A 15,147-nucleotide genomic window follows, 5' to 3' on the forward strand; every position below is an offset into this window, starting at 1 on the left:
GCTGAGAATATAAGGGTTAATACTATTTGTAAAAATGCTGTAAAACATTATAGAGAATTGTAAAGATTATGGAGAAAATCGATATTTATAGGAGTAAGGAAGGAATTGTTTGAATTTGCAGAGAATAATACAACAATCCACTTGCTGGAAAGAACAAACCAAAAGAGGTGACTGAAATGCTTGCGATGGGAGTATTATTTGGCATTATTGCTATAATTGGTTTTATGTGGTTATATTATTCGCGTTCGTTTAAACAAGCAGAAGTTTTACTCTTTCAAAAAGGTAGTTTGTTGACAAATCAGTCTAGATATTTAGTATGTCCGAAGTGTGGAAGTGCACAGGCCAGGAGTGGAGGATATCAAGAGTGTTGCAAAATTAGATTATGAAAGAAGGAAGCCTCACATTACTTTGTGAGGCTTCCTTCCTTACAATTTTTTCGCGCTCCAAATTGTCCAACGATCTCTTTCGATGATAGGAGAGACGTTTTGTAATGCCGTTTGGATATGATGTAGAAGTTGAGAAAGTTCATTATCTGTTAGTTCATATAGAATGGATCGGCCTGTTCGAGGAGATAAATCTTGTAGCAAAGCCTCTACAGAATCATGTACTTTTCGTACTTCCCATTGTGTTTGTATGGGGAACACTTGAAGAGAATATTGTTGTAATTCTTGCTGAATAGTAGTGGTTTTTGGTCTTCTTTTCGCTTCTGTTTCAATGAGTTTTGGAAAGACAGAGAAAAAATATCCACGAAGGTGTTCAGGACTTCCTGGAATTGTACAATCTTCAATAGTTCGGTCTTGTAAAATAAGTATACCGTCTTTTTTTAATATGCGAGAAGCCTCTCGTATAAATGTGGGAATATCATGTAAATGATGAATGACTGCACGAGAAATGACAAGGTCGAATGTTTCATTAGGGAATGAGATATTATGTGCATCACCGTGAATGAATGAAATGTTTGGGAAGTCGTTACAATTTTCTTTTGCAGCTTGTAATATTTCTTTTGAAAAATCAAGCCCAACAACACTTTTGGCTCCCATAAGAGCAAGTTCTTTCGTGTAAATGCCGCCACCACAACCTATATCAATTACTTGTTTATTTTGCACATCTACAATATTGTTTATTGTTTCCTGCCATGAAATATGTGCGTTACGACTTGCATACGTATACTTATTATTTGCATCATGAAAATTAATGGACATTGTAAAATCCTCCCTTCATTGTATAGTATAGCTCATTCTATATAATGTAACGTTTTTGTTTTATGTATGAGAATTATAAGAATTTCTTATTGGAAAAGGAGAATCGATTTGAAAGGAAAATATTTAATGGTTTTATGTGTTATTTTACTCGCGTCGTGTGGTCAAGCAGAGCAAAAGAAAGAATCGAAACAAGTAGAGGAGACAGTGAATGAAGTGAAAGAACCATTACAAATAACTGTTATACAAAAAGGTACAGAAGAAAAAAAATTAAAGAAAATAGATGCGGAGTTAGTGGTGGATATTATAAACAAAGCGGAAAAACAAGAAGTAACGGGTAGTTTTGGTGAACCGGAATATGAAATACAAATTAGTAGTGATGGAAAAAAAGAAACATATTATGCATGGTTAAGAGGAGAAGATCGCCGAGGATGGATTCAATATAAGAAAGATATGTATATGCTTAACGAAAAAGATACGGAAAAGCTTTTGGCTATCTTTCCAAAGATTCCAGAACAAAAAGAAGATGAGATGCAGGTAGGGCCTTTAACGGAAATAACGAAAAAAGATTTGCAGATTACTGCGTTTCATATTAAAGCGGGTGATCAAAAAATGAATTATACAGTACGTTATACGATTTCACAATCACTATATAATAAGTTAGCGAAGGAACAAGAATATTATTTGCAATTAATTTTCCCGGAAAAGGTTCAAAAATTAATTGGCGCAAAAGAGAGTGAAATAATTTCAGCTGAAAAAGTAAAGGAAGGGTATAAACAGTATGAGTTGAATGTTACTGTTCCGATAAAAGATGCTTCAGAATCACAATTAAAATCACTAGAAACCTATTATGATAATCACGATTTACAAATATTAAATAGTAAGAAAGAAAAAGTAGGAGCATTTCAAAACATTATTCAAATTGTTAAAGAGTATGGTGAAAAAATGAATTTACAAAGATAAAGTGAAATTTTAATCAGTGGGGGCATCCCCCGCTGATTCTTACTGCCCGTAAATAGAGGGTAGTAAGAATCATAAAGTCTATATGGCCTTTCCTAGGAAATGATAATAGAGGGGAAAGATCCCCTCTATTATTTTGCTTTTGCAGATGGCTCATTCATTGATTTTCGTGTAATTAGAAAGGAAATCATAAGAGCGGAAAGAATAATAAGGGCTATAAATAAGTGATTTGGCAACCAATCTAATAATAATACGTAGCTGATGGTATAAAAAATAAGAGTTGAAGCTAAAAACGATAGAGCGCCTATCATAAGAGATTGTAATTTCATTTGTATTTACCTCCTTTTATTTTTATTTTTGGCTAAAAATGGATGGAATAAACATTATTTCTAACAATAGAAAAAAATATGTCATAATAGAGAAAAAGAATAAGTTTTGATGAGTGTATATGACTCAATAAAGCGAGATAAAGGAGAGGAATATGAAAAATAATAAAAAAGGATTATGGGGAGTTATAGTTGCAATAGGGTTATTTTTACTATCTAAGTTAAAATGGGTATTTGCAATTTTTAAGTTAGCAAAATTTTCAACAGTATTTAGTATGTTTTTATCGCTTGGTGCATACGCAGTCATATATGGTTGGAAGTTTGGGGTAGCACTCGTATATTTATTGTTTGTACATGAGATGGGGCATTTATGGGCAGCGAGAAAGAAAGGGATACCAACATCGCCAGCAATCTTCATACCATTTATGGGAGCTCTTATTGGGATGAAAGAGATGCCGAAAAATGCAAAAGATGAAGCTTACATTGCATATATGGGACCTCTTTTCGGATTGCTTTCATTTTTACCCGCGATCCCACTGTATATAATCACGAAAGAGCCGTTTTGGGCGCTTATTATTTTACTTGGAAGTATGATTAATTTCTTTAACTTAATTCCAGTTTCTCCATTAGATGGTGGACGAATAATTTCAGTTGTAAGCACGAAAATTTGGGGGGCAGGGCTAGTTTTACTACTCGGCTATTCTATTTACTTCAAGAGTATTTTAGGAGGATTTATTTTTATTATCGGCTGTATGGAACTATATAGAGTAATAAAGAGAGATGAGCCGATTAAGGAATTAGGATATAAAATCGATGGAATGAAAGAATATGTTACTAGGCTTGAAGAGGAATTAAAAGAAACTGATGCGGTGCATCGAACGATTTATATGATTCACCATGAAATGAATGTATTAAGACAAAGAGAACGTGAAAAAGAATTAAAAACAGGAGAACTTCAAAAGATTGAAGTGCTAGAGTACCTTTTACCAAAATTTGAGCCACTTGATTATGTCCCATATGAAGATGAAAAAGAAATGCATACAATTCATATAAGAGAAGCATTTGAAATGTCAGAAAGAAAATTAAATGAATGGGAAACAGAAAAGGAACAACAAGAAAATTATTATAAAGTCGATACGAAAACGAAATGGACAGTATTTGCTTGTTATATCGGATTAATGGCTATACTCGGTTATACAGCTTATGAAGGTTATGTTGTTTTACAAGAGCATTTACCAAGGAGAAGTTTGTAGAAAAATAGTGTCGAAATGAAAAGGAGGATTTAAACAGGAATTACATTTCTGCGAGAGAATGTTACAAGTGTAACAGTACATTGTAATATTCATAGTAGAAAAGGAGTTCTGTATATGAAGAAATTGTTAAGTGTATTGGTAGCTATTACTGTAATGGCAATAGCGAGCTATAGTCTTATGAAAGTACTATTGTATTATGCGAATAAGTCTGCTGGAGTAAATACAGTAGCACAAATAGAAGATGTGCAAGAGAAGAAGAAGACACTCGAATTTGTTCGTACGACACATGAAAGTTATAATAATTTCTTGAACTACGGTAAGGCAGAGAAATATACAGATGGGGATTGGAAACATTTTAAACAATGGTTTCAAGAGCAAGAACCTTCTTTAAAAAATATACATAAAGAAATAAAAAATGAAAAAATAAAACGCGATGTGAATAGAAGTTATGAAATTGTAAAAAAAGGTGTGGGGCTTCAGAATATTGAGTATGTAGTCTATGCTCATCGCGTATATCATGACTTGGATATACTTGTAAATAAATATAAAGGTGAGACGAATGTATGGGGGTATACCGAGTTTGGAGATGGGCAGAATATACAAGTAATTGAACAAGCGATACAAACGAAGTAGTAGGCTAGCTAGAATTCTAGTTAGCCTTTTTTTGAGCCCAATTAATGAGGCTAATAATTAGTAGCGTATGGGAGCACGCCACTAGTTAAAATTTATTTAATATGTTTTTGTTCATATATTTTTCACAAAAACACCATGTTAATAGTGATTAAAATCACAATATGTATTATACAATTCAGTTAAACTAAAAACAGTTAAGGAAATAGAGGAGTGGGATACAATGTTAAATGCAAAAACAATTGAAATCGTAAAGTCAACAGTACCGTTATTACAAGAAAAAGGCGTTGAAATTACAACGAGATTTTATCAAATTTTATTTTCGGAACATCCGGAGTTATTGAATATTTTTAACCATACGAATCAGAAAAAGGGAAGACAACAACAAGCGTTAGCAAATGCTGTATATGCAGCTGCAATGTACATTGATAATTTAGAAGCTATTATTCCAGTTGTAAAACAAATCGGTCATAAGCATAGAAGTTTAGGTATTAAAGCAGAGCATTATCCAATAGTAGGTACATGCTTACTACGAGCGATTAAAGAGGTCGCAGGCGCACCTGATGAAGTTTTAAATGCATGGGGAGAAGCGTATGGCGTCATTGCTGATGCATTCATTAGCATTGAAGCGGGTATGTATGAAGAAGCTGCACATAAAGAAGGTGGATGGAAAGATTTCCGCAACTTTATGATTGTTAAAAAAGTGAAGGAAAGCGATGTTATTACATCATTTTATTTAAAACCTGAAGATGGCGGGAAAGTTTCTTCATTCATCCCAGGACAATATGTAACGATTCAAATAAATATTGAAGGTGAAACATATACGCATAATCGTCAATATAGCTTATCTGATGCTCCTGGAAAAGAATATTATCGTATTAGTGTAAAGAAAGAAAAAGGTGTAGATACACCAGATGGTAAAGTATCTAATTACTTACATGATCATGTAGGGGAAGGAGATGTCTTACCAGTAAGTGCACCAGCGGGAGATTTCGTATTAAATATGGAGTCAACATTACCTGTCGTACTAATTAGTGGTGGAGTAGGTATTACACCGATGATGAGTATGTTAAATACGTTAATTGAACAAGAATCAAAGCGTAATGTATGCTTTGTTCATGCGGCGATAAATAGTAATACACATGCGATGAAAGAGCATGTTGAGACAGTAGAAAAAGAGTATGAACAAGTTAAAGCATATACTTGCTATTCTTCACCGACAGAGCAAGATGTGGAAATGAAGAATTTTGATCAAGAAGGATTCATTGAACGTGAATGGTTACAAACTATTATTCCAACGACTGAAGCAGAATTTTATTTCTGCGGTCCAGTACCATTTATGAAACATATAAATACTGCATTAATTGATTTGGGTGTTAAACAAGAGAACATTCATTATGAATTTTTCGGTCCCGCAGCAAGCTTACAATAGGTTAACGTTGCCAAGCAAAAAAACGAGGTATTATTTTACCTCGTTTTTTGCTTGTTCTCTAAGTAAGCGATTTACTGTTTCGCGGCGTACACCTATGAGCTGACCAATTTCAGTTTGTGTTAATATTTCATAAATAGGGATGTCACCTAAATAAAAGGTGAACCACTCTTGTAAACGATGAAGGCGCTCTTTAGGAGAGACAGTTGTCAATTGATCGATACGCTGTTGCATCATTCTTAACTTCGATTGTAATTGTATAGCGATATTTTCATATGATGCAGGATTTGCCTGAAGTTTGTCGTACCATTCATTGCTAATTATAGGCTCAACTTCTGTTTTCATTAAAGCGATAGCTGTACCGTGATATTCCTTCGGTGAAATTAAAGAATGGTGAGGTATCGTTTCACCAGGAACGATAATATTAAATAAAAATGGTGTTCCGTCTTCTTCTAACCGAATAACTTTTAATAAACCTGTTTTTATAAAATATAATGGACCGTCCTCACCTTGACGGAATAATACATCTCCCTTATGTAGAATCAATGTTAGCCCTCCATTAAAACATTTCTATTTCTTATATTTTAGCGTATATGTATAAAGACAATATGCTTTTTAAACAGCAATTTCATTGACGAAATGTATGCTATTACAGTAGTATACTATTTAGTGTGTAATAGTACTAGCAATGAATACGCTGTAGGGGGTTTAGTATATTGTTAGATGCGATGAAGATGACGGATATGAGAATTCCGGCGAATGCTATCATTCATGTAGAAGAGATGAAAGGTGGAGTCGTTTTATCCGTTGAAATAGACGGCCAAATTATTTATACGATGGCTTATGATGAAGAAACAGATAGTTATGCTGAATTATATGATCGAAACGATAAGAGGGCGTGCCAAGTACATGAAGACTTTATGGGATGGTCACTTCTTCACTAAAAAGATGTCAATATGACATCTTTTTTTATTGAATCGATAGATTATACAAAGAAATGAAATATAAGGATAAAATTTGTAATAAATGATTTTGCATTGTTAGCGCTTTGTAACTGTAAGATAACTGTTTTTTCGCTATCATAAAGATAACAGTCATAGCTATAGGAGTGATCAACTTGAAGAAATTACATATTTCAAATTTTATGCTATTAAGTGTTTGTTTAGTTTTATTTGTTCTCCTAGGAGCCTTTTTATATTCATGTGTATAAGAAAAAACGCATTCTAGAAAGAACGCGTTATAAAAATGAAGTAATGATTAATCTAGTTCCAAGAATAATTAATGTGATACGTAATAAATTAATTACTGCATTACCGCTTAATTTTGTGTTAATATAAGCCCCGATTTTTCCGCCAATCCATGCACCAGGAATAAGAATTAATGCATAAGCCCAGCTGACATTTCCTAGAGAGATGTGAGTTAAAGAACTTACAATTGCTGAGAGAAATACGATAAACATTGAAGTTGCTACAGCAATGTGTGCTGGGAACGCAAAAAGGAGCATCATCGCTGGCACAAGTAAGGCACCACCACCGATTCCAAATAATCCGGATATAAATCCAACTATAAAGGCAATAAAGATAGCGAGAAATGGTGGAAATTGATAGTCTACAGTATTTCCTTCGTTATCTGTAAAAGATCGCTTAATTACAGTCATATTTGATAGGGAAAGAGGTTTCAATTTGTCTCGTAGTATAAGAAGAATGGAGACGAATATAAGAAAAATCCCAAAGTATAAAGAAAATGTATCTTGGTTTAAAAATTTGTTTGCCCATGATCCGATAATACCACCAGGGCCACTCCCGATAAATAAAATAAGTCCACTTTTATAATCTACCCGTTTATGTTTCATATAAGTAAGGGTAGAAGCCAGCCCTGTAAAAACGACTGTTACCATAGAAGTTCCTACTGCGAGTTGTGGTGATAAACTGTGTAATCCAATTAATAACGGAACGATAATAATTCCGCCTCCAAGTCCGACTAGGCTCCCGACTGTCCCGGCGATTAATCCGATGAAAAGTAACATGATGTATTCCAAAATTGCCAACTCCTCTATATAACTTATCCATCAATCATTATACACGCTTTTTAATAAGAAATAGGCTTGTTCACAAAAAAGTCGTCTTCCTAGAAAAATAAGGAAGACGACTTTTGATTAAAAGATTAAGTGTAATAAGTAGTAAAATAATGCAGCTAAAGAAGCTGAAATAGGAAGTGTAATAACCCATGTAATTAACATGCGTTTTGCAGTTCCCCATTTTACACCTTTCACGCGATGTGAAGCACCAACTCCTAAAATAGAAGAAGAGATAACGTGCGTCGTACTAACCGGTAAGTGAATAAATGTTGCGCCGAAAATAACAAGTGATGATGATAAATCGGCAGCTACACCATTTACAGGACGAATTTTCATAATTTGTCCACCGACAGTTTTAATAATTTTCCAACCACCGACAGAAGTACCAAGACCCATTGCGATTGCACAAGATAATTGTACCCAGAAAGGGATATCGCCAGAAGTATGATAGTTATTGGCCATAAGAGCCATCGTAATGATTCCCATTGCTTTTTGTGCATCATTCGTACCGTGCGTATAAGCTTGCAATGCAGCGGTGAAAATCTGGAATATACGGAAGTTCTTGTTCGTTTTCGTTAAGTTAAAGTTTTTAAATACCACTTTAAAAATACTATATACGATGTAACCAATAACAAAAGCGATGATCGGTGAAATGATTAAAGCTTCAAGAATTTTTATAAACCCTTTATAGTTTAATGCGCTAATACCAGCAGCAGCAATTGCTGCACCAGCGATTGCGCCAATGATTGCATGCGAAGAACTACTTGGAATGCCATAGTACCAAGTGATCAAATTCCAGACTATTGCCGCAAGCAAAGCAGCTAAAATTACAAGAGAACCATTTTGCAAAGCAAACGGGTCAACAATATCTTTTGTAATCGTTTTTGCTACACCTGTAAATGTCATCGCACCTAAAAAGTTCATAATAGCTGCCATAACAATTGCATGTCTAGGCTTTAGAGCTTTCGTTGAAACAGCCGTTGCAATAGCGTTTGCTGTATCGTGAAATCCATTGATAAAGTCAAAAGCTAAAGCGCAAATGACTACTAAAACGGTCAGTATCAAGAGTGTATCCATGATCAAACTCCTTACGCGTTCTTCATAATGATTGTTTCTAATACGTTTGCAACGCTTTGACAGCTATCAGCTACTTCTTCAAGCTCTTCGTAAATCTCTTTAAATTGAATAATCTTAATCGGATCTTTCTCACGAGAGAATAAGTGCTTAATCGCATGACGGCGAATATCATCACATTGTGACTCGTAATCCTTAATCTTGATCGCATTTGTACGAATATCGACTAATTTCTTTTTAGAAAGTAGTTCAACAGAATTTGCAATCTCAATCGCACATTGATTAATTGCTTCAACGAATTTAATCATGTATTCATCAGCTTCTGTAATAGAATACATTTCGAATAGACCAGCACTGTGATCTAATCCGTCTAATACATCATCCATACTCATTGCAAGTTGTAGGATGTCTTCACGTTCAATAGGAGTAATAAACGCTTTGTTTAGCTCCATAATGATTTCGTGAATGAATGAGTCACCTTTTGACTCATACTCTTTCATGCGCATAGAAAACTCTTTTAAATCGCTAGCATTTTTAATTTTATACTCCACGAAAAACTGCGCGCCTTCTTTTAAATTTTCGGAAACGTTCATAAGCATTTCAGAAAATTTATCTTTTTTTGATTTAAAGACCATTATTGTTACCCCCACAAAAGTAATATATGTAAAATATATTGGCTAATCAATTCTAACAAAAAACTGTCGTTTTTTAAAACATTTTATCGAAAAGTTTACAAAAACTTAACATAACTCTCATTGTTGTATTAATAATATTAATACTCAACGATGAATATCTTACTTGTAGAATGTCCTTTTCTTGCAAAAAGTATGAATGTGAAAGAAAAGCTTTACACTATAGGAACGACTACGTTATTATAATAAATTTAAAAGGAGGTATATTCTTCCTTTTAAAAAGAAGAGTGTAAACAAATGAAGGAAGTGAACCAATGAAATTGAAGAACACTCACTTTAAAAAAACGCTTGAGTGGTTCAATAAGAGGAAGAAACTACGCAATTCATTAATTGTACTGGGAAGTTTACTTGCTACTCTATTTATTGTTGTAAATATAATAATTTCCATTCAAGATATATCTGAATTAAAACAAGCTGTTCCACAACCGACTTTAATTTATGATGCAAATAATGAAGTTGCGACTAAATTAGCTTCTTCTAAAACAGAAGGGGTCAAAAGGAAAGATATTCCTGATATTATGGTTCAAGCAATTGTTGCAGTAGAAGATAAGGAATTTTTTAGTCATCATGGTATTTACTATAGTGGAATTATAAGTGCTGTATTTAAGAACATTACAGCCGGTGAAGTTGTGGCAGGTGGTAGTACAATTACACAGCAACTTGCGAAAAATGTATTTTTAACGCAAGACCGTACATTCTCGCGTAAAATAAAGGAATACTTTCTAACGAAAAAAATAGAACGTACTTATACGAAAGATGAAATTGTTGAAATGTATATGAATCAAATTTATTTTGGTGAAGGTGCTTGGGGGATAAAAAGAGCAGCTAAATCTTATTTTGATAAAGAAGTAAAAGACTTAACGATTTCAGAAGCCGCAACGATTGCAGGATTAATTAAAGCGCCATCTGCGTATTCGCCGTATAAAAACTTTAATAAATCAATTGAAAGACGTAATGTCGTATTAGGTTTAATGAAGGAGCAAGGATATATTTCTGAAGAACAATATAATCAGGAGAAAGAATCAGGTCTTGTATTACGACGTGGTGTTGACGATAAATATAAGGGGAAATATTCTCAATACGTAGATTATATTGTTAGAGAAGCGATGGACAAGTATGAATTAACACAAAATGAAATTTTAGCAGGTGGCTATCGTATTTATACGGAACTTGACTCGAAAAAACAACAAGCGGTTGAAGATGTTGTGAATAATGATAGTTATTTTAAAGATAGTGGCTCAGATCAGCTTATGCAAACTGGAGTGGTCCTTATGAATCCAAAAACTGGCGGTGTTCCGGCTTTAGTTGGAGGCAGAGGTCCTTATCAATTTTTGCAGTTTAATCATGCAACACAATTAAAAAGACAGCCAGGTTCAACGTTAAAGCCTCTTGCAGTGTATGTACCAGCGTTAGAACAAGGATATGAAGTATACGATGTCTTAAAAGATGAACCGTTTAATATTAAAGAATATGCACCACAAAATAGTGATCATACGTTCCATGGTAATGTGACGATGTATGAAGCGGTGGCAAAGTCATATAATGTTTCAGCAGTTTGGCTATTAGAGAAAATTGGATTAGATAAAGGATTGAAATCTTTAGAGCGGTTTGGTATTCCATTAGAGCCTGAAGACCATACGTATCCGATTGCTTTAGGAGGTATGCATGTAGGGACTTCACCATTTGTAATGGCTCAAGCGTATAGCGCACTTGCAAATGATGGTGTCCAAGTAGAAGCTCATGCCATTAGAGAAATCCAAAATGCTGAAGGGGAAACAATTGGAAAATGGTATAAGAAAGAAACTCGTGTGACGAACGAGAAAGTTGCCCAAAAGATGACATACTTATTAAAAGGTGTTATTGAAAGGGGAACAGGGGAAAAAGCGAAAGTTAATAATATCGATACCGCAGGCAAGACAGGGACTACCCAGCTTGTAAATGGACCAAGCACTGGTGCGAAGGATTCGTGGTTTGTTGGATACACACCGGATTTAGTAGGTGCGATTTGGGTAGGGTATGATAAAACGGATAGTGAGCATTATGTGCCAGGAGGCAGCCAAATTACAACGACAATGTTCCGGGATATTATGAAGAAAGCGAATGGAAATCCAACTCAAAAGGCATTTCAGTTATCACTAATACCTGAGGCGGATTATACAAAACAATTAAAAATGATTGAGGAAGAAAAACGAAGGAAAGAAGAAGAGAAAAAACGAAAAGAAGAGGAACAACAAAGAAAAGAACAGCAAAATGAATGGATAGATAAAGTGAAAGAGTGGATTCCATTTTGGTAAAAAAAGAGGCGAATAGCGAGTTCGCCTCTTTTTTATGAGAAATGAGCGGTTTTATCTCGGTTCAAAATGCGGCAACAGAAAAGAAGTTAGGTGAGAATCGAGCTGCCTATAAAAATTTGATGGGTTTAACTTAATAATCCGTGGGGATGGGAAAAGCGCCACGGATTAAAGCTTCAGTTTATTTAGCGTAACATTGGTCCTACCGAAGGATTGAGAATCATACGTGACGGTTATTATTCCTTTACTAATAGGTTCATATGGCAATTCCTCTTCGAAACTTCCAGTATTTTCATTATGGATAGAGAGTGTTATTTCATCAACGTCTTTATTTTTATATTGATCTTTAATCGTTTCAGCGATTTGAAGTAGGTTTTCATAACTAGAAGCTTCTGTAATAAGCATTCCTTTTATAACTTTTTTTTCATTTTGTGTGGAAGAGGAATACGGGATGTTGTTTTGTTTTGTATACAGAAGTTCGTATGGAATGGTTTTTCTTTCTGCTTTTGAAACATTTGAATAGTTTAGAGTTAAAAGAAACCCTATACATAAAATTATGCATACCATAAGAACAAACCAAAAACGTGTCAGTGATATAATTCGCATTGTCATCCCTCTTTCATGTCTTTGTCTTCACTATTCATCATACAAAAAGAGGATTAAGCTAGAGTAAATTTGAAGTAAAGAAACGTAAAGAAGGAGCACTTATCCTCCAAAATAAGTGCTCCTTTTTATTAAAAGAAAGATTTAACATACAATCAAAATAATACAAATTACTATAAATCAAACATTCTTGGTCGTTCAAAAATAAAATGAAAACTAAAATTAGTAAATTCGGAAGACTGATAGTGTAGCTGTTGTGTCACCAGTGTTAGGGATGGAAATAGTATTTACTGTAGGTTGTACAGAGATGGTTGTACCAGCTGTTAAAGTAACAATTGTGGAGAAAGAAACCGCACTACCGATAACGTTAGTTGAAAAATTACGAGTAGGTGGTTGACCGTTGAATGAAATACCGAATCCAAATGGTGAAGAACCCGGGAAGGTTGTAGATGCTGAGAAACTAATATCGTATACTCCTGTTTCTAAAATAGTTAAAGTATCTGAAGTGTCATTAAAAATGAGATTATTTAGTTCGAAAACTTGATTGAATTGGATATTCGTTCCAGGTGATATAGTTTGTGGATTAGAATTTCCTATTGCTGCTATAGTTACAGGGATTGGTGTGCCCGACGGTCCAGTAGCACCTTGAGCACCAGTAGCACCAGCCGGACCTTGAGCGCCTTGAGCACCTTGAGCACCAGTAGCACCAGCCGGACCTTGAGCACCTTGAGCACCTTGAGCGCCAGTAGCACCAGCTGGACCTTGAGCACCTTGAGCGCCAGTAGCACCAGCCGGACCTTGAGTACCTTGAGCACCTTGAGCGCCAGTAGCACCAGCCGGACCTTGAGCACCTTGAGCGCCAGTAGCACCAGCCGGACCTTGAGCGCCTTGAGCACCTTGAGCGCCAGTAGCACCAGCCGGGCCTTGAGCGCCTTGAGCACCTTGGGCACCAGTAGCACCAGCCGGACCTTGAGTACCTTGAGCACCTTGAGCACCAGTAGCACCAGCCGGGCCTTGAGCGCCTTGAGCACCTTGGGCACCAGTAGCACCAGCCGGACCTTGAGCGCCTTGAGCACCTTGAGCACCTTGAGCACCAGTAGCACCAGCCGGACCTTGAGTACCTTGAGCACCTTGAGCGCCAGTAGCACCAGCCGGACCTTGAGCGCCTTGAGCACCTTGAGCGCCAGTAGCACCAGCCGGACCTTGAGCGCCTTGAGCACCTTGGGAACCAGTAGCACCAGCCGGACCTTGAGCGCCTTGAGCACCAGTAGCACCAGCCGGACCTTGAGTACCTTGAGCGCCTTGAGCACCTTGGGAACCAGTAGCACCAGCCGGACCTTGAGCGCCTTGAGCACCTTGAGCGCCAGTAGCACCAGCCGGACCTTGAGCGCCTTGAGCACCTTGAGCACCTTGAGCACCTTGAGCACCAGTAGCACCAGCCGGACCTTGAGCGCCTTGAGCACCTTGGGAACCAGTAGCACCAGCCGGACCTTGAGCGCCTTGAGCACCTTGGGAACCAGTAGCACCAGCCGGACCTTGAGTACCTTGAGCGCCTTGAGCACCTTGGGAACCAGTAGCACCAGCCGGACCTTGAGCGCCTTGAGCACCTTGAGCGCCAGTAGCACCAGCCGGACCTTGAGCGCCTTGAGCACCTTGAGCACCAGTAGCACCAGCCGGACCTTGAGTACCTTGAGCACCTTGGGCACCAGTAGCACCAGCCGGACCTTGAGCACCAACCGGACCTTGAATACCTTGAGGTCCTTGAAGTCCAGTAGCACCTTGAGCACCAGCCGGTCCCTGAGTCCCTTGAATACCTTGAGGTCCTTGAGGTCCTTGAGGTCCAGTAGCACCCCGAGCGCCAGCCGGTCCTTGAGGTCCAGTAGGTCCAGTAGGTCCTATTGTTCCTCCACCAAGGCAACCTGATCCATATTGAACTAGGATAGCTTGAATTTCTGTAATGAGCTTAACTAGTTTATCGATAGTACAGCAATCGATTTTGAATAACTTAGCAATATACAATAAATAATTAAGCAAACTTTGTAGTTCAACGTACAATGCTCCGCATGAGAAAGGTGAGGACTTTAGGATAGTTAATAAGTTAGCAATAATAGAACTACCAATCTTTTCTTGTGCAGGTGATAAATTTAAGCAACTGAGGAATTTTTGAAGATTATTCAGGAGAGCAATTAGTTTATCGATGTTATCTTGAGAAGGGTTTTGAAATACAGCTTGAATACTTTGACCAAGAGCTTGAAGAAGTCTAGCATACTCTTTTAGTTCTGCCTTAGAGATGTTAATATAACTGCAAGCTCTTACTTCGCAACAATCATTACCATAAAACACTTTCCCTTTATTTTTGTTGGACATTTGTTCATTCCTTTCTTTTATAGAATAAATAGTCGTTACTATATAATAAAATGAAAACTAGACTGAATTCGTGAGGGACAAACTACTATTTCTAAAAAAATAAGCAGTTTACCTATCTTGTGAAAACAAAGAACAATTAAGAGATAGAGAAAGATTTATATGAGTTAAAAAAGAACAGGTTAGAATAAAAAACTGCACGCAAATTGTTAGATTATATCTAACAATTTGCGTGCAGTTCGTGGAACA

15 protein-coding genes are annotated in these 15,147 nt (G+C 36.4%); 7 read left to right on the top strand and 8 right to left on the bottom strand.

Going from position 1 to position 15,147, the window contains the following annotated elements; translation table 11 throughout:
• Window positions 1-176 precede the first annotated feature (176 nt).
• Window positions 177-386, top strand: a complete 210-nt coding sequence (locus tag ABH959_RS00270; RefSeq protein WP_000880630.1) for a hypothetical protein — start codon at window positions 177-179, stop codon at window positions 384-386.
• Between the two features lie 39 nt (window positions 387-425).
• On the opposite strand, the gene ABH959_RS00275 is transcribed toward ABH959_RS00270, so the two are convergent.
• A complete protein-coding gene (locus tag ABH959_RS00275) occupies window positions 426-1,202 on the bottom strand; it encodes a class I SAM-dependent methyltransferase (protein WP_404492154.1) in 777 nt (258 codons plus the stop codon).
• A gap of 108 nt (window positions 1,203-1,310) precedes the next feature.
• Here ABH959_RS00275 and ABH959_RS00280 point away from each other — a divergent pair, with 108 nt between their 5' ends.
• Window positions 1,311-2,162: a YhfM domain-containing protein gene (locus tag ABH959_RS00280; RefSeq protein ID WP_113937025.1), complete on the top strand. Its 852-nt coding sequence runs from the start codon at window positions 1,311-1,313 to the stop codon at window positions 2,160-2,162.
• A 128-nt stretch (window positions 2,163-2,290) separates the two neighbouring features.
• Here the strand turns inward: ABH959_RS00280 and ABH959_RS00285 are convergent, their stop codons facing one another.
• Window positions 2,291-2,488: a hypothetical protein gene (locus ABH959_RS00285; RefSeq protein ID WP_404492155.1), complete on the bottom strand. Its 198-nt coding sequence runs from the start codon at window positions 2,486-2,488 to the stop codon at window positions 2,291-2,293.
• A gap of 152 nt (window positions 2,489-2,640) precedes the next feature.
• Here ABH959_RS00285 and ABH959_RS00290 point away from each other — a divergent pair, with 152 nt between their 5' ends.
• From ABH959_RS00290 to hmpA, 3 genes are all read left to right on the top strand, one after another.
• Complete coding sequence (locus ABH959_RS00290; RefSeq protein WP_113937026.1) at window positions 2,641-3,738, top strand: site-2 protease family protein; 1,098 nt, start codon at window positions 2,641-2,643, stop codon at window positions 3,736-3,738.
• A gap of 114 nt (window positions 3,739-3,852) precedes the next feature.
• Window positions 3,853-4,371, top strand: coding sequence for a hypothetical protein (locus ABH959_RS00295; RefSeq protein ID WP_113937027.1), 519 nt, complete (start codon window positions 3,853-3,855; stop codon window positions 4,369-4,371).
• A gap of 220 nt (window positions 4,372-4,591) precedes the next feature.
• Window positions 4,592-5,800 carry an NO-inducible flavohemoprotein gene (gene hmpA, locus ABH959_RS00300; protein ID WP_404492156.1) on the top strand — a complete coding sequence of 403 codons (1,209 nt, stop codon included), beginning with the start codon at window positions 4,592-4,594 and terminating at the stop codon, window positions 5,798-5,800.
• A gap of 30 nt (window positions 5,801-5,830) precedes the next feature.
• Here hmpA and ABH959_RS00305 read toward each other — a convergent pair whose 3' ends face one another.
• Window positions 5,831-6,343, bottom strand: a complete 513-nt coding sequence (locus ABH959_RS00305; RefSeq protein ID WP_002086692.1) for a Crp/Fnr family transcriptional regulator — start codon at window positions 6,341-6,343, stop codon at window positions 5,831-5,833.
• A gap of 170 nt (window positions 6,344-6,513) precedes the next feature.
• On the opposite strand from ABH959_RS00305, the gene ABH959_RS00310 reads away from it, so the two are divergent.
• A complete protein-coding gene (locus ABH959_RS00310; RefSeq protein WP_000883004.1) occupies window positions 6,514-6,741 on the top strand; it encodes a hypothetical protein in 228 nt (75 codons plus the stop codon).
• Window positions 6,742-7,034: 293 nt separating this feature from the next.
• On the opposite strand, the gene ABH959_RS00315 is transcribed toward ABH959_RS00310, so the two are convergent.
• From ABH959_RS00315 to ABH959_RS00325, 3 genes are all read right to left on the bottom strand, one after another.
• Window positions 7,035-7,835 (bottom strand): sulfite exporter TauE/SafE family protein, encoded by an 801-nt coding sequence (locus tag ABH959_RS00315; RefSeq protein WP_002086690.1) that lies wholly within the window; start codon window positions 7,833-7,835, stop codon window positions 7,035-7,037.
• Window positions 7,836-7,952: 117 nt separating this feature from the next.
• Window positions 7,953-8,951 (bottom strand): inorganic phosphate transporter, encoded by a 999-nt coding sequence (locus tag ABH959_RS00320; protein WP_002030715.1) that lies wholly within the window; start codon window positions 8,949-8,951, stop codon window positions 7,953-7,955.
• 11 nt (window positions 8,952-8,962) lie between these two features.
• Entirely contained in the window at window positions 8,963-9,583 is a 621-nt protein-coding gene (locus ABH959_RS00325; protein ID WP_000231445.1) for a DUF47 domain-containing protein, read from the bottom strand.
• Between the two features lie 311 nt (window positions 9,584-9,894).
• Between ABH959_RS00325 and ABH959_RS00330 the strand changes: the two genes are divergently transcribed.
• Window positions 9,895-11,934, top strand: coding sequence for a transglycosylase domain-containing protein (locus ABH959_RS00330; RefSeq protein ID WP_113937029.1), 2,040 nt, complete (start codon window positions 9,895-9,897; stop codon window positions 11,932-11,934).
• Between the two features lie 165 nt (window positions 11,935-12,099).
• Here ABH959_RS00330 and ABH959_RS00335 read toward each other — a convergent pair whose 3' ends face one another.
• A complete protein-coding gene (locus tag ABH959_RS00335; RefSeq protein ID WP_113937030.1) occupies window positions 12,100-12,537 on the bottom strand; it encodes a hypothetical protein in 438 nt (145 codons plus the stop codon).
• Between the two features lie 219 nt (window positions 12,538-12,756).
• On the bottom strand, window positions 12,757-14,901 hold the full coding sequence (locus ABH959_RS00340; RefSeq protein ID WP_404492157.1) for a Gly-Xaa-Xaa repeat protein: 2,145 nt from the start codon (window positions 14,899-14,901) through the stop codon (window positions 12,757-12,759).
• Between the last annotated feature and the right edge of the window lie 246 nt (window positions 14,902-15,147).

It is taken from the genome of Bacillus sp. RC51 (genome assembly GCF_044908115.1).
Lineage (GTDB): Bacteria > Bacillota > Bacilli > Bacillales > Bacillaceae_G > Bacillus_A > Bacillus_A mycoides.